A 22,912-nucleotide genomic window follows, 5' to 3' on the forward strand; every position below is an offset into this window, starting at 1 on the left:
CGTCGATGATGCCGAAGCGACTGAAGCTTCGGACCGTCGTGCGCCGCGGCGGCGCGATGCTCGCCGTCGCGCTGGTCCTGACGTCGTGCGGCTGGAAGGGCATCGCGAACGTGCCGGTGCCGGGTGGCGCCGGCACGGGTGCCGACAGCATGCGGATCTACGTCCAGATGCCGGATACGTTGGCGCTCAACGTCAACAGCCGCGTCCGCGTGGCCGACGTGTTCGTCGGTAGCGTGCGGGCGATCGAGCTGAAGAACTGGGTGGCGACGCTGACGCTCGACGTCGAGCCCGGCTTGAAGCTGCCGGCCGACACCAGGGCCGCGATCGGGCAGACCTCTCTGCTCGGCTCGCAGCACGTGGAGCTCACCCCGCCGCCGAACGCGTCGGGCCCGTTGCTCAAGAGCGGTGACACCATCCCGCTCGACCACGCGAGCGCCTTCCCGACGACCGAACGCACGCTGGCCAGCATCGGCACGATCCTCACCGGCGGTGGCATCCCCAATCTGGAGACCATCCAGACCGAGGTCGCCAACATCCTGACCGGCCGCGGCGACCAGATCCGTGAGTTCCTGGGCCGTTTGGACACGTTCACCGCGGAGCTGAACAACCAGCGCCAGGACATCACCCGCGCAATCGATTCCACCAACCGGCTGCTGAACATCGTGGCGCAGCGCAACGACACGCTGGACCGCGTCCTCACCGAGTTCCCGCCGCTGATCAAGCACTTCGCCGACACCCGGGATCTGTTCGCCGACGCGGTGGTTGCCCTCGGTCGCGTCAGCAAGGCCACCAATGACGCGCTGTCCCAAGCCAATCCGGACATCACGGCCAACCTGAAGAATCTGCAGCGGCCGCTGGTGCAGCTGGGCAAGGCGTCCCCGTACCTGTTGGGCGCGTTGAAGATCATCGGCACCGCGCCGTTCAGCATCGAGAACGTGCCGAAGGCGATCCGCGGTGACTACATCAACGTCTCGTTGAACGTGGACCTCACGCTGTCCGCTCTCGACAACGGAATCCTCAGTGGCACGGGTGTATCCGGCATGCTGCGGGCTCTCGAGCAGTCGTGGGGCCGTGACCCGAACACGATGATCCCGGACGTGCGGTTCACCCCGAACCCGCACGATGCGCCGGGCGGACCGCTGGTCGAGAGAGGTGAGTGAGCGATGCTGACCCGCTTCATCAAGATTCAGTTGGTGATCTTCACGGTTCTGACGGTCATCGCGCTGGTCGTCCTCGGCTGGTACTACCTGCGGCTGCCCAGCGTGGCGGGCATCGGACAGTACGAGCTCAAGGCCGAACTGCCCCGTTCCGGTGGGCTGTACGCCACCGCGAACGTGACCTACCTGGGGACGCAGATCGGCAAGGTCACCGACGTCCGGCCCACCGAACGCGGGGCGCTGGCGACGATGAGCATCGACAGCAAGTACAAGATCCCCGCGGATGCCACGGCCAACGTGCACTCGGTGTCGGCGATCGGTGAGCAGTACCTGGATCTGGTGTCGACGTCGAAGACACCGGGCCAGTACCTGGCACCGGGGTCGACGATCGCCGACGGCACCGTGCCCAGCGAGGTCGGTCCTGCACTGGACGCCGCCAACAACGGACTCGCGGTGCTGCCGAAGGAGAAGATCGACTCCCTGCTGACCGAGACCTCGCAGGCGGTCGGCGGTCTCGGTCCGGCGCTGCAGCGGCTGGTGGACTCGACGACCGCCATCGCGAGCGACCTCAAGGACAACCTCACCCCGGTCAACGACATCATCAACAACTCGACGCCGATCCTGCAGAGCCAGGTCGACTCCGGGGATGCAATCTCGCAGTGGGCGAGGAACCTGAACACCATCGCCTCGCAGACTGCGGAGCAGGATCAGGCGTTGCGCAGTGGTCTGCAGCAGGCGGCCCCCACGGCCGACCAGTTGAACGCGGTGTTCGGCGACGTTCGGGAGGCGCTGCCGCAGACCTTGGCCAACCTCGCGATCGTCACCGACATGCTCAAGCGCTACCACGCGGGCCTCGAGCAGGCGCTGGTGATCCTGCCCCAGGGAGCGACCATCGCTCAGGCAGGCACGATCTTCCCCGGTGAGGGTCTGCTGCACTTCGGTCTGTCGATCAACCAGCCGCCACCGTGCCTGACCGGCTTCCTGCCGGCGTCGCAGTGGCGCTCACCTGCCGACACCAGCACCAAGCCGCTGCCCGACGGGTTGTACTGCAAGATCCCGAAGGACTACCAGGGCAACGTAGTGCGTGGTGCGCGCAACTACCCGTGTGCGGACGTGCCGGGCAAGCGCGCCGCGACGCCCGACGAGTGCCGCGGCAACCAGCCCTACGAGCCCATGGGCACCAACCCCTGGTATGGCGATCCGAACCAGATCCTGACCTGCCCGGCCGCCGGGGCTCGCTGTGATCAACCGGTCAAGCCCGGTTACGTCATCCCGGCACCGACGATCAACAACGGTCTCAACCCGTTGCCGGCCGATCAGTTGCCCAAGCCACCGTCACCGCTCAGCGACCCGCTCACGGCCCCTGGCCAGGGCACCGTCGCCTGCAGTGGCCAGCAGCCGAACCCGTGTGTCTACACTCCGGCAGCAGGCCCCACGGCGGTCTACAACCCGTCGAGCGGTGAGGTCGACGGACCCGACGGAATCAAGTACTCCGTCACCAACTCAAGTGATCCAGGAGAGAACGGATGGAAGGAGATGCTGGCACCAGCCGGCTGAACCCCACCGATGCACGATCCGAGGACGAGCTAGACCAACCCTCCGAGGCACCGGCCGAGGACGGGTTGGGTGAACCATCCGTCGATGACGTGGACCGCCGCCCCGAGCGCTTCGGGCGCGGCTGGTTGGTGGCCATCTGCCTGGTCCTGCTGGTGCTGACGGCCGGGGTCGGTGTCGGCGGCTATCTCGCGCTGCGCTCGCACGACCAGAGCGAGGCCATTGCGCGGGAGGATGCCGCCGCCCTGGCGCGGGCCAAGGACTGCGTCGCGGCCACCCAGGCTCCCGACGTGGCCGCCATGACCGCAAGCCAGACCAAGGTGCTGGAGTGCGCGACGGGTGACTTCGGCGTCCAGGCCAACCTGTTCGCGAGCATGCTGGTCGAGGCCTACCAGGCCGCCAACGTCTCGGTCCAGGTCTCCGACATGCGTGGTGCGGTGGAGAAGCACAATGACGACGGCTCGGTCGACGTGCTGGTCGCGGTGCGGGTCAAGGTGACCAACTCCCAGGCCGCCGACCAGGAGCAGGGCTATCGGCTGCGGGTGAACATGCAACCCGCCGACGGCACCTACAAGATCAACAGATTGGATCAGGTCACATCGTGACGGCAGTGCTGCACGAGGACGCCGAACCGCGGACCGCACCCGACGACGACGTCGTGCGGTACGCGTCCTGGGCTGCCCGCGCGGGCGCCATCGCGCTGGACGTCCTGCCCGGCGTCGCGGTGGTCGTGACGATGGCACTGCTGGTTCCGACCACCGCGGCCGGTACGTGGACGTGGTGGGTCTTCACCGCCGTCGCCGCGGTCGCGGCGCTTGCCGTGCTGATCAACCGAGTGATCGTCCCGTCGGTGACCGGCTGGACGTTGGGCCGAGCCGTGGCGGGCATCCGGGTCACCACCGCCGACGGCGCGCCGGTGAGCAGCATCCGGCTGCTCGGGCGTGAACTCGGCCACCTGCTCGATACGGCCGCCCTGTTCATCGGCTGGCTGTGGCCGCTCGTCGATCGCCGCAACCGCACGTTCGCCGATCTGGCGCTGCGCACCGAAGTCCGCGTGGTCGGACCGGCGGGGGCGCCGCAGCGCAACCCGCGACGCCTTGCCGCAGTGGTGTTGATCGCGGCGGCGCTGCTGTGCGCCGCGGGCGGCGGCCTGGCATACCTGCAGGTCTATCGGCAGGACCGGGCGGTCGAGCAAGCCAGGGCCCAGATCGCCGAGCAGGGGCCGAGGATCGTGGAGCAACTCCTTAGCTACGGCACGCAATCCGTCGTCGACGACTTCGCCAAGGCGCAGACTCTGGCGTCCGACTCCTATCGCCCGCAGCTGATCCAACAGCAGCAGGCCGTCCAGAAGTCGGGCGTCACCGACAACGAGTACTGGGCGGTCAGCAGTGCCGTGCTGTCGGTGAGCAAGGACCGCGCGGCGATGCTGCTGGCGCTGCAGGGCCAGCGCGGTTCGGATCCCAACCAGCTGAAGTTCATCACGGCGACCGTGCGCGCGGACTTCGAGAAGTCCAAGGACGGGCGCTGGCAGGTTGCCGCCCTGCAGGTGCTGAAGAAGCCATTGACGAACCCGCCCGCCGCTCCGCCGCCGCCGCCGCCGGCGGCCGGGCCGCCGAACGGACCGGGTCGATGAGCCCGCGGCGCAAGGTCGACGGGAGCGTCCGCGACTTCTTCACGGCGCAGGGCAAGGCACCGAAGACGCCGCTGCGGTGGGGTCTTCCGGTCACTGCGCTGCTCGCCTTCGCGCTGGCGGCGGCCGCGATCGCCGGCAGTGTGTTCATGCTGGTGGCCCACGAGGACGTGAACCGGACGCAGGCCAGGGATGCGGCCGCGCTGTTCAACGTCCGCGCCTTCATGACCGAGTACACGTCGCTGGATCCCTTCCATGCCAACGACTACGCCGACCGGATCCTGGCGCACGGCACGGGCGAGTTTCAGAAGTCGTTCAAGGAGAAGCTGAACGAGATCGTCGTCCAGGTCGCCCGCGCCGAACCCACCGAGGGCATCGTGCAGGAGGCCGGCGTGCAACGGTGGAACGACAACGGCAGCGCCGACATCCTGGTGGCGACCATCGTGAAGTCCACCGGCCCGGATGGCAAGACGCCCATAGAGAGCGGAACTCGTTGGGTGGTAACGACTATCGAGGAGGGACAGCAGTGGAAGATCAGTCAGCTGATTCAAGTGATCTGACCGCCGACGCTGGCGCCGCCTCGGTTCCGCAGGGTAAGGCCGGACGCAACCGTCACCGGCTGCCGCGGCAGAAGGCCCAGTCGGCGGACGTTCCGTCCGAATCCGAATCCGAGTCCCAACCCGCCGCCGAAACCGAAACCGTCGAGCTCACCGAACCGGTCGCGGCCGCCGAGCTCACCGTGGAGTCTTCAGAATCGGCGACCGAGCCCGAACCGACCCGGCGCCGGCGGATGCCGTGGCGCCGCGACCGGCCGGCCGCCGTGCCTGCAGAGGACGGCACCGCCCCGGAAGCCGGTGAGGGCGCGGCCGCCGCCGAGGTCGAGGAGGAGGTCGGGCCTGCGCCCGTTCTGGTGCCGCACCGCACCGCCGGACGGGTACTGAAGGCAGCGGCCGTCGCCGCCGGCGTGGCGTTCGTCGCCGCAGCGGCATTCGCGGGTGCGACGATTCAGCCGTACCTCGCCGACCGCGCCGAGGTGCACACCAAGTTCGTCATCGCCGAGACCGCGGCCAGCGCGATCACCACGCTGTGGACCTACACGCCCGATGACATGGAGAAGCTGCCGGAGCGCTCGGCTCGCTATCTCGGCGGCGACTTCGCGGCCGACTACAAGCGCTACATCGACGCGATCGTCGCACCCAACAAGCAGGCGCAGGTCACCAACAACACGCAGGTGCTCGGTGCGGCCGTGGAATCCCTGACGCCGACGGAGGCGACCGCGATCGTCTACACCAACTCGGTGGCGACCAGTCCGGTGACCAAGGGCATCCCGTCGCTGCGCTACCTGTCCTACCGGTTGACGATGAAGCCCGACGGAAGCCGCTGGCTGATCACGCAGATGGTGGCCGTCACCAAGCTGGATCTGACGCCGCGCCTCTAGACTTCCCGAGATGCCGATCGGTTCGCCAGTCTCCACGAAGCTGACGATCACGGCGCTGATGTTGCTCACCTCCGCCACGGGCCTGGTCGACGCGGTCAGCGTGCTGGTGCTCGGTCACGTCTTCGTGGCGAACATGACGGGAAACGTCATCTTCCTGGGCTTCTGGTTCATCCCGCAGTCCGGCATCGACCTGCCCGCCGCCGCCGTGGCATTCGCCAGCTTCATCAGCGGCGCCGTCATTGGCGGCCGGCTGGCCAGACATCTCGACACCAGGGCAAGGCACTGGTTGGTCATCGCGCTGAGCTTCGAGGTCGTGGTGCTGGCCACGCTCGCCGGACTCGCCGGCGCCGGGGTGCTGAAGTATCACGACGGCGGCCGGCTGATCCTCATCGCCGGGCTGGCGCTGGTGTTCGGCACGCAGAACGCGACCGCCCGGATGTTCGGGGTCCAGGAGCTGTCCACCACGGTGTTGACCCAGACCATCGTCGGCATCGGTTTCGACAGCCGGCTCGCCGGCGGCACGGGCGACCGCGAGAAGCTCCGCTACGGCGTCGTGCTCGTGATGCTGGCCGGTGCGGTGATCGGTGCGACCCTGACCCGATGGATGGTGGCCCCGGTCATCGGGCTCGCCGCCGCGGTAGTCGCCGCGAGTGCGGCCATCTTCGCGTTCGGCCCGGCCGGCGACGCCGACGAGCCGTAGCCGTGGACGTCTACGTCAAGCGAAATCCCGGCGCACCCGAGGACTTCTTCGCCTGTGAGGCAGCGGGTTTGCGTTGGCTGGCCGACGCCGACGGTGGTGTCCCGTGCGTGCGGGTGATCGCGCAGGACGCGACGTCGCTGACCCTGCAGCGGTTGGCGCAGACACCGCCCGACCGGACCTCGGCCGAGGAGTTCGGACGCCGCCTGGCCCGCACGCACGCCGCGGGTGCGCCCGCCTTCGGCGCCCCGCCCGCGGGGTGGACCGGATCCGGATTCTTCGGACCGCTGACGCGGCCGTTGCCGATGGCGCTGACGGGACACGACGACTGGGGGAGCTTCTACGCCGAAGACCGGTTGGCGCCGATGGCGGAACTGGCCGCACCCCTGCTGGACGCCTGCACGCGTGCCGGACTCGACACCGTGATGGCGCGCTGCCGCGCCGGTGACTTCGACGACGGGGATGGGCCGGCGCGCCTGCACGGCGACCTCTGGAGCGGGAACGTGATGTGGACCCCGGACGGCGCGGTGCTGATCGACCCGGCTGCCCAGGGTGGGCACCGCGAGACCGATCTCGCGATGCTGGCGTTGTTCGGGTGTCCGTTCCGCGATGCCGTGCTCGACGGGTACCGCAGCGAGCACCCGTTGCGCCAGGGCTGGCGGGACCGCCTCGGGCTGCACCAGCTCCATCCGCTGTTGGCCCACGTCGTGCTGTTCGGCGCCAGCTACCTCGACCGGACGGCGGCTGCGGTTTCCAGCGCACTCGCCGCCGCCTCGTAGGTGGTGCCGGTGCAGGTCATCGGTGGCGTCGGTCGGGACGTTGCGACACTGGCAAATCGCACGGGCGCGCCGGTCGCCGACTCGACGCTCAGTTAGCCCACCTCGGTTGCCGCGACGGCGATTAATTTGCATCGACGTCAATCAGGGATTGTGCGGCCGACGAGGCCAGTTCTCCACGTCGACCCCGCCGACTCGGCCCCCCGGGATCAAGTCAGCAATGTTGCTATTGCCGCGGGCGTAAGTGTTAAGTTGCTGTGACGCACCACACGTTGCCTACGAAAGGTGAGGTCAGATGGCCGGTCGGCACCAGACGCGCAAGGCTCGCCGGTTCAGCGTGGCATTGGTCAGCGCCGCCACAGCGACGGCCACCGCCCTGACCGTCGGAGTGGAGCCGCCGCCGGCACCCCCAACGCGCGTGCTGGCCCAGAACGTCGACCTCGCCGCGGCCATCAGGTTGCTGCCGAACGAGAACGCCACGGCCGACGTCACGGGCGGCCTCGGCAGCGCCCTCTACGACGGCAACCAGGCGTTGGCCGACACCCTCATCAAGGCCGTCGTGAACGGCATCAACCTGGCCGCGGCGGCGCAAGCGGCGGGGCTGGACCCGCAAAAGCTCCTCAACGGCCTGCTCGCCGAGTTGCCGGCGAACCTGCTGCCCGGGATCCTCGCGCAGATCTCGCTCAAGGTGCCCTTCCTCGACGCGGCGCTGAGCCAGCTGGGTCTCGGCGATCTGCAGATCCTGACCCAGGTGCTCAACGCCATCGGCATCCCGCAGATCACCGACGGCACCCTCACCGGATTGCTGGCGATCTTGGGCCTCGATCTGTCGAATCCGCTCAACCTGTCCAACTTGGCGCTGCCCGGGGTCAACGTGGTCACCGCCGGATCCCCGTTCGCCCTGCTCAAGATGGCGGGTCTCGACCTTGGGTGGACGCCCTCGCTGCCCAACTCGGTGGCCGCCGAGGTGAACGGCACTCCCTACCTCAAGGTCGGCGTCAACGGGGTGCTGAACCTCGTCCTCGACAAACTGAAGATCGCGGTGCAGAACAACCCGCTGCTCGACCCGCTCGGCGTGCTGACCAGTGGGCTGCAGGGCGTGATCAACGGCCTCACCTCCGGCCTCCCGGACGTCCTGGATCTGCGGGTGACGCCGACCGTCGGCGTCGGCGTCGGGGCGTTCGCCGCCGCCATGTCCTACCAGAAGGTGTTGGATCAGTTGGCCGCCCAGCCAGGCGGCACCAGCTACACCGGCACCGACGCCGTCCTCGGCAGCCTGACGGTTCTGCCACTCATCCTGCTGAACAACCCGGCCCGCCCCGACGGGGGCGCGGCAGCCCGGTTCGGTTTCCTGGGTTCGCTGCTTGGCATCGACACCGTGAACCCGACGACGCAGGTGACCAGCAACGGCACCGGCACTGCAGTGCTCGGCACCGGGGTGAAGCTGGGCGCCGCCAACGTCCTGCCCATCCTGGTCGATGCGACCTACGAGTATCAGCCGCTGTCCGATCTGGCCTCTTGGCCCAATGCGTTCACGCTGGTGAACAATCTGGCGGCAGCGCTGTCGCCCACCTACATGTTGCGTGGCCTCGACGTGAACGGGCTAACCGACCAGCTCACCCCGCAGGTCACCCAGGCGCTCACCAACGCCGCGGGCGGAAATCCGTTGGCGCTCAACCTGTATCTCACCCTGCACTCGGCCACCCTGCCGATGCTGGAACCGCTGTACCTGGCGTCGGACTTCCTCAACCTGGTCGGCCTGAGCCCGCTCGCGCAGATCCCGATGCGCCTGGCCAACGCGCTGGCGCCGGCGCTGACCACGCTGACCAACATCGGGTATGCCAACGCCGTGCAGAACCCCGACGGGACCATCACCCGGGACTTCAGCACCTCGGGCACCGAGACGCCGTTCCTCTCGTTCGCCAACATCGACTACGGAAAGGCGATCGGCGACAGCGTCTCTCAGCTGTTCGCCGGCTTGCAGAAGGAGTTCTTCAGCGGCAACCCGACGCCGAACACCCCCAACGTCCTGGCCAACCTGGTCAAGGCGCTACTCGATGGCAGCCTGTTCAACGGCGGGCTGCTCAACTCCCTGACCGCTCCGATCGCGGCGTCCACCACTGCGGCCGCGACGGCTGCGCAGACCGCCGCGGCGAGCATCCCCTCGGCAAACGCCGCCCTGCTCAGTGTCAGCTCCGTCGAGCCGGGTACCGCCGCGCGGACAGCGGCCACGCCGAAGACGACGGCAGTCGCCGACGGGACGGCCGCCACTGCCACCTCGACCAGCACACCGGCCCCGACCGAGACCGCGGCCACGACGGACACCGCCAAACCCGACGCGACCATCCCCGATACGACCACGCCTGCCAGCTCCACGCCTGCCACCTCCACGCCCGCCACCTCCACGCCCGACGCCTCCGCACCGGATTCCAGCACCGGCCCCAAACACGCCAAGCCCGATGGTGATTCGACCCCGGCGACCACTTCGTCGACCGGTCCGCGGCACGCCAAGCCGGACACGGATACGGACACGGCCACCGGCGCCACTACCGCGCCCAAGCACGCCAAGCCCACCACCAACGAGGTCAGGGACACCGCCAACGATTTCTCTCCCAAGCACGACAAGACGGCGGACGAGCCGGGCGGCAAGGGCAGCGACGCCGCTGGTGCGACGACGGCCCCGTCCGGTGCCGGCGCCACGTCGGACACCTCGCCCGGCACCTCGTCGGACAAGGCCGCCTGAGCGTCCCCAATTCGTCACGAGTGACCCGCGCCGGTCGGGGGTAAGCGGCCGTCATGCCAACCGTGTCACGCACCTTCACCGTCTCGACCCCACCAGACCGGGTCATCGACTACCTCAAGGACTTCGGCAACGCCGAGCAGTGGGATCCCGGCACCGAGTCGTGCGTGCGGCAGGGCCAGGGCCCGATCGAGGTGGGTGCCACCTGGCACAACGTCTCCAAGATCTTCGGCGTGACGGCCGAACTGACCTACACGCTGCGGGAACTGACCCATCGCACGCTGGTCTTCGTCGGGGAGAACGAGTCGTCGACGTCCACCGACACCATCACGGTCGACGCCTCCGGGGCTGGTTCGGTGCTTACCTATCGCGCCGATCTGGAGATGAAGGGTGCGGCCAAGCTGCTCAGCCCCGCGATGAAACTGGTCTTCGAGAAGCTCGCCCACGACACCGAGCGGCAGATGACCGACGTGCTCGACCGCCTGTAGCGGGTCAGCGCCCCGGCGGTGCCAACCGGTAGATCGCGTCGGCGGCGTCGTCGGTGACGTACACCGCGCCGTCCGGACCGACCACGGCGTCGACCGGCCGCCCCCAGCGTGAACCGTCGGCGTCCTGGAAGCCGCCGACCAAGGTCTGCTGATTGCCCAGAGTGCCGTTGGCCCAGGGGAAGAACGAGACCTCGGGTGCCCGGGGCGGCTGGCGGTTCCACGACCCGTGCACGCCCACCAGGGCGCCGTGGGCGTAGGGCTCGGGCAGGCTACCGTCGACGAAGCTCATGCCCAGCGGGGCGGAGTGCGCCCCCATGCTCTGTTCTATCGGCGGCAGCGCCGAGCAGTCGAGCTTGCTGCCGTCGGCGTTGGTCTGCACGTCGCGGATCAGCCGCAGGTTCGCCGGGCCACCGTCGGGATTGCAGTAGGGCCAACCCAATTCGCGTCCAGGGGTGAGCTTGGCCAGCGATTCGGGCGGATGGTCGCCGACGTAGTCGCCAAGCACCTGGCCGTAGGTCGGACCCTGATCCGGGACGGCGACGTCATCGCGATTGTTGACCGCGGTCCACACCGAACCGTCGGGCGCGACCGCCAGACCGGTGCCGTTGCGCACCCCGGTGGCGAAGGGAGCGTACGGTCCTCCGCCGGGCGGCACCCGCATGATGGTGGCGCGCTGCGGTGTCGCCGTGCGATCGCCTGCCGAGACGTTGCCCGTCGAACCGATCGAGAAGTACAGCGCCCCATCGGGTCCCACCGCAACGCTCTTGAGCGCATGCGCGTAGGCGCCACCCAGCTCGGGGCTCCTGGCGTCGGGCAGCCCCGCGGCAATGGTGCGCGGCCGAACCGTCTTGCCGTCGGCGTAGTCGAAGGCGTCGATCTGGTCGGCCTCGGCGACGTAGAGGGTATCGCCGGCGAAGGCCAGGCCGTGCGGTTGATTCATGCCGTTGACGAGCAGCTCCATCTGCGGACCGAGCCCCGAGGGTTGGATCCTGGCCACCTGTCCGGAACTGGGCAGCGACACCAGCAGGGCACCGTCGGGAGCCCACACAGCCAGCCGCGGCTTCGGCACCCTGGCCCACACCGACATCGTCCAGCCGTTGGGGACCAACGCCTTTCGCGGCTCGTCGAACGGGGCGGCGGCCAGGTCGGTGGAGACCTGGACCGTCACCTCCGACAGACCCGCCTCGCGGGTCGGTGTGCTGGGCGCCGTCGCATCCGACGCCGGCGGGGTGGTCGCGGACGAACACCCCGCCAGCAGGAGGACTCCGGTCAGTCCGACGGCCAGCCCGACCGTCCGATGGCTACGCTGCGGCCAGGCTCGCATGCATCTCCCAGACCAGGATCTCCGAAGGCTGGGTCGCGGTGACCCGCTGGCCACCCGATGCCGTGAACCGGACGGCGTCGCCCTCGTACAGCGCGCCGGCGCCCTCGAGGGTCACCTCACCGCGCGGGACGAACAGGTGCAGGTAGGGCGCCTGCGGCAGCTCGACGACGTCGCCGGGCTGCAACCGGGCGCCGCGCAGGGCAGCGTACTCGTTGCTGATGGTGATGGCCGCGTCGTTCGCGTGTTCGGGCATGCCGGAGGCAATCGTCACCAGCTTGCCGCGCAGCAGCTCGTCGTCGATCTCGAGCTGCTGGTAGCCCGGCTTGATGCCGGCCTCGTCGGGCACCACCCACATCTGGACGAAGTGCACGGGTTCGGAGTGCGACGCGTCGCCCGTCAGCGTCCAGGAGTCGTTCTTCTCCGAGTGCAGGATGCCGCGCCCGGCCGACATCCGTTGTGCCAGACCGGGATAGATCACCCCGGAGTGGCCCGTGGAGTCCTGGTGCACCAGCGATCCGCGCAGCACCCACGTGACGATCTCCATGTCGCGGTGCGGGTGTGTCTCGAATCCGGCGCCGGGGCGCACGGTGTCGTCGTTGTTGACCAGCAGCAGCCCGTGGTGGGTATTGGTGGGGTCGTAGTTGCCGCCGAAGGAGAACGAGTGCTTGGAGTCCAACCAGGAGATCCTGGTGGTGGCGCGGTCCTGGGCGCGGCGGATGTCGATGATGTCGGACGGGGTCATGGGAACTCCTCGAGGGGTCATTTGCCAGCCTAGGTGGCTGCCGCTGGACACGACAACTTAGATGATGTGTCATATATTCCATGTGGCTGTCCGAAGACCAACAGCGGGTGTGGCGGAACTACCTCGCGATGACCACCGAGTTGCAGGCCGAGATCAACCGCCAGCTGCAACGCGACTGCGGGCTGTCGCTATCGGACTACGACGTCCTGGTCGCAATCTCCGAACTCACCGCCTGCCGGGTGAAGGAGCTTGGCGACCGGCTGGGCTGGGAGCAGAGCCGGTTGTCACACCAGTTGCGGCGCATGCAGGCGCGCGGTCTGGTCGACAAGCGCGGTGCCGAGCACGACCGCCGCGGCGCGACCGTCGAGCTGACCGATGCCGGGCGCTCGGCGCTGGCGAGCGCGGCGCCGGGCCACGCCGAGCTGGTCCGGGCCCTGGTGTTCGACGGGGTTGGTGCCGGCGAGTTGCGCGCGCTGGATCGCTGGACTTCGCAGGTCCTGTCCCGGCTGGGGCGAGAGCCTGCTTAGTCTGTCCGGTGTGGACATCAACGGAGCTAGCGCAATCGTCACGGGTGGGGCATCCGGCATCGGAGCGGCCTCGGCTCGCCAATTGGCCGACCGGGGTGCACGCGTCGTCGTGGCCGATCTTCAGGCCGACCGCGGCGAGGCCCTCGCCAAGGAGATCGGCGGGGTGTTCGTCACCGTCGACGTGACCAACACCGAGCAGATCATCGACGCCGTCAATACCGCCGCGGACCTCGGCCCATTGCGGGCACTGGTGAATTCGGCGGGCATCGGCTGGGCTCAGCGCACCATCGGCAAGGACGGCGAGTTCGCCTCGGCGCACAACCTCGATGCATACAAGAAGGTGCTCGCGATCAACCTGGTCGGCACCTTCGACTGCATTCGACTGGCCGCCACCGCGATGAGCCGCAACGAGCCCACCGACACCGGTGAGCGCGGCGCGATCGTGAACATGACCAGCGTGGCCGCCTTCGACGGACAGATCGGCCAGGCCGCCTACTCGTCGTCCAAGGGTGGCGTCGTCGGTCTGACCCTTCCGGTGGCCCGCGACCTGTCGGCGGTGGGCATCCGCGTCAACACCGTGGCTCCCGGCCTCATCGACACCCCGATCTACGGCGAGGGCGAGGCCTCGGAGGCGTTCAAGGCCAAGCTCGGTCAGTCCGTGCTGTTCCCGCACCGCCTCGGCAAGCCCGAGGAGCTGGCCTCGATGGTCCTCGAGCTGATCACCAACTCCTACATGAACGCCGAGGTCGTGCGCGTCGACGGCGGAATCCGGATGCCACCGAAGTAGGTCGCTACCAGTCGGATTCGTCGAACGTCACGACGCCACGGATGTTCTTTCCATCGAGCATGTCCTGGTAGCCGTCGTTGATGTTCTCCAGCGAGTACGTGTTGGTCACCATCTCGTCGATCTTCAGCACGCCGGCCTTGTAGAGACCGACGAGCTTGGGGGTCTCGACGTGTGAACTGCCACCACCGAAGATGTTGCCCTTCAACGTCTTCTGCAACATGGTGAACAGGAACAGGTTGAGCTTGACGTCGGCGTCCATCATCGAGCCCATGCCGGTGACGACGCAGGTGCCCGTCTTGGCGGTCAGGATCATGGCTTCCTCGACGTACTCGCCGCGCATCTCCCCGACGGTGATGATGGTCTTGTCGGCCATCAGGCCGTGGGTCACGTCGATCATCGGGCCGATGGCCTCGGCCATCGACGGGTAGACGTGGGTGGCGCCGAACTTGATGGCCTGCTCGCGCTTCCACTCGTTCGGGTCGATGGCGATGACGTGCCTGGCGCCCGAGATGACCGCACCCTGCAGCGCGCTCATCCCGATGCCGCCGACGCCGATGATGGCGACCGTCTCACCCGGCTGCACGTCGGCGACGTTCGTCGCCGAGCCGAAGCCGGTCGGTACCGCGCAGCCCATGATGGCGGCCGTCTCGAACGGGACGTCGGGGTCGATCTTGACGACCGAGTCCTCGTGCACCGTCATGTAGGGCGCGAACGTCCCGAGCAGATTCATCGGGGACACCTCGTGTGAACCGGCGTGCACCCGCGAGGTGCCGTCGGCGATGGCCTTGCCGCCGAGCAGCACGGCGCCGCGGTCACACAGCGACCGGAAGCCCTTGAGGCACGGGGGACAGCTGCCGCACGCCGGGATGAACGCGAGGATGACGTGGTCGCCCTCCTCGATGCCGGTGACGCCCTTGCCCACCTTGGTGACGACGCCGGCACCCTCGTGGCCTCCGAGCGCCGGCAGACCGATCGGGGTGGCCCCGGTGGTGAGGTGGTAGTCGGAGTGGCACATGCCCGCCGCGTGCATGCGGATCTGCACCTCGTGGGCGACGGGGTCGCCCAGCTCGATCTCGTCAACCTTGAACGGTGTGTTCAGTTCCCACAACAGGGCACCCTTGGTCTTCATGGCGACGATGATAGAACACGTTCCAGAAAGGAACCCCTCGGCGGCTCTCAACTGCTACTACGGTGCACACGACATGTCGTGACGGCGTACCAGTCCCAGCTGGCCGGATTAGCGTGTCCGGGTGCATTCGGTGACGGTTCGACTGGCGGCCGTCGCGGCGGCCGCCATGCTGGTGCTGGGAGCGTGCTCGGGGGAGCGCACGTCGAACCGGGGCGACGGACCGTGGCCGCCCGATCCGGGCCGCGGGCCGTGCGCGGTCACCAAGCAGGCCGACGTTCCCGCCACGATGCGTGACGGCACCGTTCTGCGCGCCGACGTCTACCGCCCGACGACGTCCGACGCGGTGCCAGTGATCCTGATGCGCACGCAGTACGGCAAGGACGGCGCGCAGGCCGGAACGCGCTACCAGCCGCCGGACTGGTTCGCTTCGCACTGCTACCTCGTCGTCGTGCAGGACATTCGCGGCCAGGGCGCCTCCGGAGGCACGTTCAGCGAGTTCACCCACGACCAGGCCGACGGCTACGACTCCGTCGAGTGGGCCGCCGCGCTGCCGGGGTCCAACGGCAAGGTGGGGATGTACGGGTCGTCCTACGTGGGGGCGACGCAGTGGCTGGCTGCCATCACCGCTCCGCCGCACCTGGTCACGATCGTCCCGGCCAACACGGCGTCGGACTACTACGACGGCTGGACCTACGAGGGTGGCGAGTTCCGCCTGGCGTTCGTGCTGCCGTGGGCCATGGAGTCGATCGCGACGACCGCGGCGAAGAACCGCAACGACCAGGCGACCGTTCATGAATTGGCGGCTGCGGTAAAGGATCCCACCCGGTGGCTGGACTTCCGGCCGTTCAAGGATCTGCCCCCGATGCAACCGGGGAATCCGGCGGTGGCGCCCTGGTACTTCGACTGGATCAGGCACTCGACGCGCGACGACTTCTGGCGCCAGTTCGGCATTCGTGACCGCTACCCGTCGGTGACCGTGCCGGTACTGCACTTCGAGGGGTGGTACGACGCGTTCCTCGCCGGCGGGGTGGAGAACTTCGCCGGCATGGTGGCCCACGGCGGCAACGCCGAGGCGCGGGCCAATCAGCGGTTGGTGATCGGGCCGTGGGATCACGTCGACTGGGGCAGGCCCGGTTCGACGCCAGCTCCGATGCTGAAGGCGATCGGGCCGGTCGCCAACAGCCCGATCAACGAGCTGATGCTGCAGTGGTACGACCACTTCCTCAAGGGCGAGGACGACGGCGTGGCCGGCAAGCCGCGCGTGGATTACTTCCTGATGGGCGCCAACGTCTGGAAGACGGCGACCAATTGGCCGCTGCCGCAGACACACCCGACCACCTACTACCTGTCGGGGTCGGGCGGGCAGGACCGCACGGGCGAGCTGCGCGACGCCGTGCCCGGTGCCGAGCCGCCCGATGTGTACACCTACGACCCGCGCTATCCTGCGCCGAGCCTGGGCGGGCATTCCTGCTGCGGTGCGCAGTCGGGTCCGCAGGGGCCGTACGACCAGACGCCGGTCGAGCAGCGTTCCGACGTCTTGGTCTACAGCAGCGCGCCGCTGTCGCAGGACACCGAGGTGACGGGCGCGGCGACGGTCGACCTGTGGGCTCAATCATCGGCGCCCGACACAGATTTCACCGCCAAGCTGGCTGTGGTGAAACCCGACGGTGAGGTGGTGAACCTCAACGACGGCATCCTGCGGACGTCGTTCCGCGACTCGCTGTCCGATCCGACGCCGGTGCCGCCCAACCAGCCGACTCGGTATCGAATCCAGATCTGGCCGACGAGCTATCAGTACCGCGCCGGCGACCGCATCCGGATCGAGATCTCCAGCAGCAACTACCCGCAGTTCGCGCCGAATCCCAACACCGGCGAGCCCTTCGGGCAGGGCACCGCCACCGTGACCGCCACGCAGACGATCCTGCACGACGCCGCGCATCCGTCGAGCATCACGCTGCCGGTGATCCCGGCCGGCTGACCGTTCGCTCCGAGCGGGGCGCGCGGGTCCCCACCCAGAGTCCGGCGGCGACGAGCGCGACGAGGACGAGGCCGGTGCCGAGGACTGACGCGTCGAACGGGCCGGCGCTGGGCCACCCGGCTTGGGTGCGGGCCGAACCCCTCAGGAATGGAACGATGGTCAGCACCACGACACCGAGCGCGGCCTCGCCCGCCACGACGACCGGGAAGTGCTGGGCGGCAATGCGAATCGCCGAGCGGTCATCGCCGCTTCGCCGGGCGGCGGCGATCTTGGGCATCAGCACCCTGGTGTTGTAGCCGCCCGCTGCGAGCATCAGGGCGACCACCACTAGCTTGATCGACAGATAGCGCCCATAGGTGGTGGTCAGCAGCTGGGCGGGGGTGCCGACGTGGGTCCACGCCAGCCAGGTGCCGCTGACGATGAGGGCGCCAACGGCGAACGATGCCACCACCGTGAACCGCTCCCAGACCTGGCTCCAGTCGCGTGCGGTGTTGGGGGTGGCGAGAATTCGGTTGCGACGGCCAAGGAGACCGGCCGCGGACAGCACCACCAGCCCGCCCACCCAGACCAATGCGCCGGTGATGTGTAGGAAGGTCAGCAGGTCACGCATCGCGACGTCGAGTGTCGGTGCGGTGAGCGGGATCTCGGGGATGGCCGCGGTGACGACAGCGGCCGCGGCCACGCCTCCGGCGAGCCAGCGCGAGGAATGCCGCCATGTCAACAGCAGGCCGATGGCGACCAGTGCGTAGGCGGCGGTCTGGGTGAGGGACGCGGCGCCCTGGTGTTTCGCGGTCGGGGCGACGACGTGCAGGACGGCGGTAGAGGCGACGAGCGCCGCGGCCGGCATCGCCAGCCTGCGGACCCGGGGCGCCACCACGCCGCCGCGCTCCTCGGGCATCGCCAGCGCGGCGGCCGTCAGCCCGACGCCGACGGCCATCCCGAGGCCGAGGTGGTCGACGACTCCGGTGGCGATGCCAAGGAGGGCAGAAGCAGCCGCGGACACGGAGACGTCACCGATCCAAGGCCGGTCGAGGGCCTTGGTGGCCATTCATTGCACGAGTCACTGCATCGACGCTAGGCGAGCGGGTTATGCGCCGGCTGAGCGCCGACTGTGCTGGAGCTCGGAGGCGAGGGTCTGTGAAGGAGCTCTCGCTGGTTGAGTTGGCGTTCGTGGTGGATGCGGTTGGTGCGGTCGTGGGCGCGGGTGGTGCGGCGGCGGGGCATGGTCAGGCCGGCGGTGTGGGCCGGTGGTGGCGTGGTGGTGCAGGTGTCTAGGGGTGCAACGGGTGTGCTGAGGGTGGGGAACAGTAGTCGGCTGCCGGGGGTGGTCGTGTGGGTGTGGTCTTCGGGGTCGGTCCAGTGTGCGGTGCCGTCGGGCTGCAGGCGGAGCTGCCAGCCGCGGTCGCCGGCCCAGAAGGTCTTCAGTAGGTGGTGTCGGCGGCATAGGGCGATGAGGTTGGCTGCGCAGGTGGGGCCTTGGGGCCAGGGGATGACGTGGTTCGAGATCGCAGGTGATGGCGGGGGTGGTGCAGCCGGGGAAGCGGCAGGTGAGGTCGCGACACCGGACGTAGTCGGCGAGGGCGGTGGTGGGGGTGTAGCGGGGTTCGGGTGGTGCCTGTCCGGGGTGCAGTACCGGTCGTAGCTGGGCATGGTGGGCGGCGCGGCGGGTGATCGCTCCGGGGAGGACGCCGCCGCCGATGAGCATGCCGGGGGCCAGGTGGGCGCGTCGGCCGGGGAGAGGTGTCATTAGCTCGGTGAGGGTGAGCTCGCGCAGCGGTTTGGTGAATTGGGGTGGGGGTGGGCCGTCGATGCCGAGGTATTCGTCGGGGGTGGGTGTCCACGGGCTGGCGGGCTCTGATTCGGTTGGCGCGGCATCGGATTCACGCACCGCGCTGTCGCTGTTGGTCGTGTGACCATCGGACGCGCTGCCGCGGTCATCGCCGTCGTCGGCGGTCCCGCCAACATCGGAATCGTCGACGGTGGGCGAGTCGTGCGTCCCTTGGCCCGGACCGTCATCCGGTCCGCCAGCGTCGCCGTTGCCGCCAGCGTCGGGCTCGCCGTCGCCTCCGTTGGGTCCGCCGTCGTGACCGGTAGTGGCGGTGAGGGTGTCGTGGTGGGCGACGACGTGGATGACGACCCCGCGGGCGGGGGGCAGTGCCGCGGCGGGGCAGTCGGGGGTGTAGCAGAGGCAGGCCAGCCGGTCGGTGCCGTGTCCGAGGGCGCCCAGGGCGTCTGCGCGGCGTTGCTCGCGGGTGCGTGGATCGGCCTCGCAGACGGTGTCGGCCAAACCGTTCAGGCGGGTGTCGAGGGCGGCGGCATCCACCGCGAACAGGCTGGCGTAGATCTCGGCCATTCCGCTGCCGGCCTGCGCCACCACCTCCACCGCGCGTCCACGGGCCCGGCTGTGGGTGCGCCGCACCGCCGCGGGGTCCAGGCTGGCGATGATCGCGTCGATGGCGTGCACGGTCTTCTGCGCCGACATCGCCGGCCAGGTGCGGGCCGCGGCCGCCACGGCGGTGTCTAGTTCGCGCAGGGTGTCGGGGTCGACCACTAGGGCGGCGCGTCCGACGATCGTGCGCACCAGTCGGTAGTCGACCCGCCCGTCCTCGAAGGCCGCTCCGAGGTGGGGGAAGCGCTCGCGCAGCGCGAGGCCGATGAGCAGCAGGTGAGAGGCGGCTCCGCAGGTCAGGTGTTGGGTGGCGCCGATCTGGGCGCAGACCGCCCCCCAGTTGTCGATGCACCATTGTTCGCGGTCGGCGGATCCGGAGGCGGCGTGGGCGATGTCGAGCAGGGTGACCATCGCGGCCAACCGCCGCGCGCAGGCGGCGGCTTCGACCCGGGCCCACGCGGCGATCGCCTCACCACCGCGCGCACCGTGGGCGCTGGCCACCACATCCTCGAACACGCATTCGAATCTACCGCCGTTGCACGACCTTCACCAGGCCCGCGGATACGCCTGTGGATGACTTCCAATTCCTAACTGACAGGCAGGAATTCGGGCAGACCAAAGCGGGCGAACATGCCGTCACCGGCGTGGAATGCCACCACGTGCGAGACGCCACCCGGCCGCACCTGCAGGACGTGCAGCTGGAACTCCTCGTGCCGTCCGGTCTCCCGGTTCAGCATGTAGAGCGCGGCCGCCGGTTGATCGTTGGCGGTCGTGGAGATGAACCGCATGTCGCCCGCACCCTGCGCCGGGCAGTGCGTCTTGGAGAGCATGACGATGTCGTGCGGACCCCGGTACCAACCGTCGAACGGGGGCATCTCGAAGATCGCATCCTCGGTGAACAGCCGGGCGAGCGCCTCCATGTCGTAGGTCTCGAACGCCGCGACGTACTTGGCAAGCAGCTCCCTGGCCTCCGGCGACTCTGGGGCGGTTACGTCGTCATCCGCACTGGGCTGGATCTCGTCGAGTTGCGCCCTGGCCCGCTGCAGCAGGCTGTTGACCGCCGCGGTCGAGACGCCAATCGCCTCCCCCACCTCGGCGGCCTTCCATTGCAACACTTCTCGCAGCACCAGAACTGCGCGCTGGCGGGCCGGCAGGTGCTGTAGGGCGGCCACGAACGCCAGGCGCACCGAATCGCGCGACGCCACGATGACCGACGGATCGGAAGGATGCTCGCCGGGTGCGTCGGGCAACGGTTCGAGCCAGGTGATCTCGGGATGCTCGGCGATGGCGCCGGTCGGGTCCGAACTGGGGGCGCCCAGACCGCTGGGCAGCGGCCGACGCTGACGGCTCTCCAGCGCGGTCAGGCAGGTATTGGTCGCGATGCGGTAGAGCCACGTGCGGATCGACGACCGGCCCTCGAAGCCCTCGAAGGACTTCCACGCGCGCAGATACGTCTCCTGGACGAGGTCCTCGGCGTCGTGCAACGAACCGGTCATGCGGTAGCAGTGGGCCAACAGTTCCCGCCGATAGCGCTGGGCGTCGGCGAGGAAGGAGTCCCTGGAGTCGAAGTTCTCGGCGAGCACGCTCACCCCGGTCAGCCTACCCAGACGGTGTGACAGACGACACCGTCGTCATCCCGCTCGTTCAGCGGAGCCCGCTAGTCTCCCCTGATGGCCACAACCCGCAGCGAGCGCAGCTTCGACGGTGTCGGCGGAGTTCGAATCGTCTACGACGTGTGGACGCCCAACACCGATCCCACCGGCGTGGTGATCCTCTGTCACGGTTACGGCGAGCACGCTGGTCGCTACCACCACGTCGCCCAGCGCTTCGGAGAAGGTGGCCTGATCACCTACGCCATCGACCTGCGCGGGCACGGTCGCTCCGGCGGCAAGCGCGTCTACCTCAAGAACATCTCCGAGTACACCGACGACTTCCACCACCTGGTCGGCATCGCGACGGCCGCGCACCCCGAACTCAAGCGCGTGGTGCTGGGCCACAGCATGGGCGGCGGGGTCGTCTTCACCTACGGCGTCGAGCATCCCGACGATTACGCCGCGATGGTGCTGTCCGGTCCCGCCGTCTACGCCCAGGACGCGGTATCGCCGGTGATGGTCGCCGTGGCGAACGTGGTCGGCAGCGTCCTGCCCGGACTGCCCGTCGAGGATCTGCCCGCCGACGCGGTCTCGCGCGATCCCGCGGTGGTCGCCGCCTACGAAGCCGATCCACTCGTCCACCACGGCAAGCTGCCGGCCGGGATTGCCAAGGCGCTCATCGGCGTTGGCTCGACCATGCCGCGGCGCGCGGCCTCGCTGACGGCGCCGCTGCTGGTGGTGCACGGCGGTCAGGACAGACTGGTCCCCGTGGCCGGCAGCCAGCGCCTAGTCGAATGCGTCGGCTCGACCGACGTCAACCTCAAGGTCTATCCGGAGCTGTTTCACGAAGTGTTCAACGAACCCGAGAAGGCGGTCGTGCTCGACGACGTGGTGTCCTGGATCGAGGTACATCTGTGAAGATGCTCCTCGGCGTGCTGACCGCGCTGATGCTGGTGGCGGGCTGCTCGTCGCATGACGGCGGGGGCACCGCAGCGCCGCCGAAGCCGGGTTGGGTGGAGGACGACGTCACCTTCACCGCCGACGGGCTGACCATTCACGGCACCTATCGGCACGACACCGCCGCCGCCGCGCCCGGTCCGGCCGCCCTGCTGATCTCCGAGAGCGGCAACACCGACCGCAACGGCGACAACGCGGTGGCGGGCCCGGTCGGCAACATGCGCCAGCTCGCCGAATACCTGTCGGGCAAGGGCATCGCCACCCTGCGCTACGACAAGGTCGGCACCGGAAGGACCGGGCTCGGCCCCTATGCGTTGCGGCCGGCCGACGTGGGCAGCGCGGTCTACACCGCGGGCGCCAAGGCGGCAGTCCGCTACCTCGCTGGCCAGTCGGGCACCGACCGTGCGCGTATCTCTTCGTACGCCGTCGGCGAGGGCGGCGTGCACGCCATGGCGCTGGCTACCGACACGGCCCCGGACGCACCGAAGATCCACGCGCTCGGGCTGTTGCAACCGCTGGCCGGGCGTTATCTCGACATCATCACCGGCCGGGTCCGGTCTGGGCTGGCCGCCGACGTCAAGGCGGGCGCCAAGAATCAGCAGCAGGCCGACGAGGTCCAGAAGACCTGGGACGCGGCCGTCGTCGAGGCCCGCACCAAGGGCACCGCGCCGGCGAAGCTCCCGGAGGGACTCGGCGCCATCCTCAACCCGTCCAACGTCAAGGCCGTGGTGGAGGCCGACGCCATCGACCCGCTCGCGCTCGCGGCGCAGCTGCCGGCGGGAATGCCGGTGCTGGCGACGTGTTCGGACTCCGACACCCAGGCCATGTGCCCCGCCGAGCAACCACTGTTCGACGCGCTGGCCCACACCGCGCTGACCGTCGTGCAGCTCAAGGGCGTCAACCACGTGCTGCGCGACGACCCGACCGACAACGTCGGCAACTACGCCAACAAGGACCCACTGTCGCCGCAGCTGGTGACTGCGCTGGACGGCTTCGTCACCAAGTAG

Annotated in this window: 21 protein-coding genes; 15 read left to right on the forward strand and 6 right to left on the reverse strand. The window is 68.9% G+C overall.

What is annotated here, in order from left to right:
• Window positions 1-8 precede the first annotated feature (8 nt).
• The 10 genes from SBI80_RS07405 to SBI80_RS07450 all read left to right on the forward strand — a co-directional run bounded on the left by SBI80_RS07405 (window position 9) and on the right by SBI80_RS07450 (window position 10,480).
• Window positions 9-1,160: a virulence factor Mce family protein gene (locus tag SBI80_RS07405; RefSeq protein WP_318974355.1), complete on the forward strand. Its 1,152-nt coding sequence runs from the start codon at window positions 9-11 to the stop codon at window positions 1,158-1,160.
• A 3-nt stretch (window positions 1,161-1,163) separates the two neighbouring features.
• Window positions 1,164-2,714 carry a virulence factor Mce family protein gene (locus SBI80_RS07410; protein ID WP_318973837.1) on the forward strand — a complete coding sequence of 517 codons (1,551 nt, stop codon included), beginning with the start codon at window positions 1,164-1,166 and terminating at the stop codon, window positions 2,712-2,714.
• Complete coding sequence (locus SBI80_RS07415; RefSeq protein WP_318973838.1) at window positions 2,684-3,316, forward strand: Rv1363c family protein; 633 nt, start codon at window positions 2,684-2,686, stop codon at window positions 3,314-3,316. The genes SBI80_RS07410 and SBI80_RS07415 overlap by 31 nt, the downstream gene beginning before the upstream one ends.
• The gene (locus tag SBI80_RS07420; protein WP_413232671.1) at window positions 3,313-4,344 is read left to right on the forward strand and encodes an RDD family protein; all 1,032 of its coding nucleotides are present in this window, start codon (window positions 3,313-3,315) and stop codon (window positions 4,342-4,344) included. The genes SBI80_RS07415 and SBI80_RS07420 overlap by 4 nt, the downstream gene beginning before the upstream one ends.
• Window positions 4,341-4,901, forward strand: coding sequence for an Rv1363c family protein (locus tag SBI80_RS07425; RefSeq protein ID WP_318973839.1), 561 nt, complete (start codon window positions 4,341-4,343; stop codon window positions 4,899-4,901). Before SBI80_RS07420 ends, SBI80_RS07425 begins: the two co-directional genes overlap by 4 nt.
• Complete coding sequence (locus tag SBI80_RS07430) at window positions 4,868-5,779, forward strand: mammalian cell entry protein (RefSeq protein ID WP_318973840.1); 912 nt, start codon at window positions 4,868-4,870, stop codon at window positions 5,777-5,779. The genes SBI80_RS07425 and SBI80_RS07430 overlap by 34 nt, the downstream gene beginning before the upstream one ends.
• A gap of 10 nt (window positions 5,780-5,789) precedes the next feature.
• On the forward strand, window positions 5,790-6,479 hold the full coding sequence (locus SBI80_RS07435) for a YoaK family protein (RefSeq protein WP_318973841.1): 690 nt from the start codon (window positions 5,790-5,792) through the stop codon (window positions 6,477-6,479).
• Between the two features lie 2 nt (window positions 6,480-6,481).
• Window positions 6,482-7,255, forward strand: a complete 774-nt coding sequence (locus SBI80_RS07440; protein ID WP_318973842.1) for a fructosamine kinase family protein — start codon at window positions 6,482-6,484, stop codon at window positions 7,253-7,255.
• Window positions 7,256-7,547: 292 nt separating this feature from the next.
• Window positions 7,548-9,995, forward strand: a complete 2,448-nt coding sequence (locus SBI80_RS07445) for a hypothetical protein (RefSeq protein ID WP_318973843.1) — start codon at window positions 7,548-7,550, stop codon at window positions 9,993-9,995.
• A gap of 53 nt (window positions 9,996-10,048) precedes the next feature.
• Window positions 10,049-10,480 (forward strand): SRPBCC family protein, encoded by a 432-nt coding sequence (locus SBI80_RS07450; RefSeq protein ID WP_318973844.1) that lies wholly within the window; start codon window positions 10,049-10,051, stop codon window positions 10,478-10,480.
• A 4-nt stretch (window positions 10,481-10,484) separates the two neighbouring features.
• Here SBI80_RS07450 and SBI80_RS07455 read toward each other — a convergent pair whose 3' ends face one another.
• Both SBI80_RS07455 and SBI80_RS07460 read right to left on the reverse strand, forming a co-directional pair.
• Window positions 10,485-11,804, reverse strand: coding sequence for a PQQ-dependent sugar dehydrogenase (locus tag SBI80_RS07455; RefSeq protein ID WP_318973845.1), 1,320 nt, complete (start codon window positions 11,802-11,804; stop codon window positions 10,485-10,487).
• Window positions 11,782-12,546 (reverse strand): pirin family protein, encoded by a 765-nt coding sequence (locus tag SBI80_RS07460; RefSeq protein ID WP_318973846.1) that lies wholly within the window; start codon window positions 12,544-12,546, stop codon window positions 11,782-11,784. The genes SBI80_RS07455 and SBI80_RS07460 overlap by 23 nt, the downstream gene beginning before the upstream one ends.
• Window positions 12,547-12,626: 80 nt before the next feature.
• Here SBI80_RS07460 and SBI80_RS07465 point away from each other — a divergent pair, with 80 nt between their 5' ends.
• Window positions 12,627-13,073 (forward strand): MarR family winged helix-turn-helix transcriptional regulator, encoded by a 447-nt coding sequence (locus tag SBI80_RS07465; RefSeq protein WP_318973847.1) that lies wholly within the window; start codon window positions 12,627-12,629, stop codon window positions 13,071-13,073.
• Window positions 13,074-13,083: 10 nt separating this feature from the next.
• Window positions 13,084-13,860, forward strand: coding sequence for an SDR family NAD(P)-dependent oxidoreductase (locus tag SBI80_RS07470; RefSeq protein ID WP_318973848.1), 777 nt, complete (start codon window positions 13,084-13,086; stop codon window positions 13,858-13,860).
• Between the two features lie 4 nt (window positions 13,861-13,864).
• On the opposite strand, the gene SBI80_RS07475 is transcribed toward SBI80_RS07470, so the two are convergent.
• Window positions 13,865-14,989 (reverse strand): NDMA-dependent alcohol dehydrogenase, encoded by a 1,125-nt coding sequence (locus SBI80_RS07475; RefSeq protein WP_318973849.1) that lies wholly within the window; start codon window positions 14,987-14,989, stop codon window positions 13,865-13,867.
• A 166-nt stretch (window positions 14,990-15,155) separates the two neighbouring features.
• Between SBI80_RS07475 and SBI80_RS07480 the strand changes: the two genes are divergently transcribed.
• Entirely contained in the window at window positions 15,156-16,967 is a 1,812-nt protein-coding gene (locus SBI80_RS07480) for a CocE/NonD family hydrolase (RefSeq protein WP_318974357.1), read from the forward strand.
• Here SBI80_RS07480 and SBI80_RS07485 read toward each other — a convergent pair.
• From SBI80_RS07485 to SBI80_RS07495, 3 genes are all read right to left on the reverse strand, one after another.
• Window positions 16,939-18,015, reverse strand: coding sequence for a CopD family protein (locus tag SBI80_RS07485; protein ID WP_318973850.1), 1,077 nt, complete (start codon window positions 18,013-18,015; stop codon window positions 16,939-16,941). The genes SBI80_RS07480 and SBI80_RS07485 overlap by 29 nt on opposite strands.
• A gap of 39 nt (window positions 18,016-18,054) precedes the next feature.
• Window positions 18,055-19,872 (reverse strand): DUF222 domain-containing protein, encoded by a 1,818-nt coding sequence (locus SBI80_RS07490; protein ID WP_318973851.1) that lies wholly within the window; start codon window positions 19,870-19,872, stop codon window positions 18,055-18,057.
• A gap of 71 nt (window positions 19,873-19,943) precedes the next feature.
• Entirely contained in the window at window positions 19,944-20,945 is a 1,002-nt protein-coding gene (locus SBI80_RS07495) for a sigma-70 family RNA polymerase sigma factor (RefSeq protein ID WP_413232672.1), read from the reverse strand.
• Window positions 20,946-21,026: 81 nt separating this feature from the next.
• On the opposite strand from SBI80_RS07495, the gene SBI80_RS07500 reads away from it, so the two are divergent.
• Together SBI80_RS07500 and SBI80_RS07505 are read left to right on the forward strand one after the other, a co-directional pair.
• Complete coding sequence (locus tag SBI80_RS07500) at window positions 21,027-21,866, forward strand: alpha/beta hydrolase (RefSeq protein ID WP_318973852.1); 840 nt, start codon at window positions 21,027-21,029, stop codon at window positions 21,864-21,866.
• 2 nt (window positions 21,867-21,868) lie between these two features.
• Entirely contained in the window at window positions 21,869-22,912 is a 1,044-nt protein-coding gene (locus tag SBI80_RS07505; RefSeq protein ID WP_318974359.1) for an alpha/beta hydrolase family protein, read from the forward strand.

Source organism: Mycolicibacterium sichuanense (genome assembly GCF_033741125.1).
GTDB lineage: Bacteria > Actinomycetota > Actinomycetes > Mycobacteriales > Mycobacteriaceae > Mycobacterium.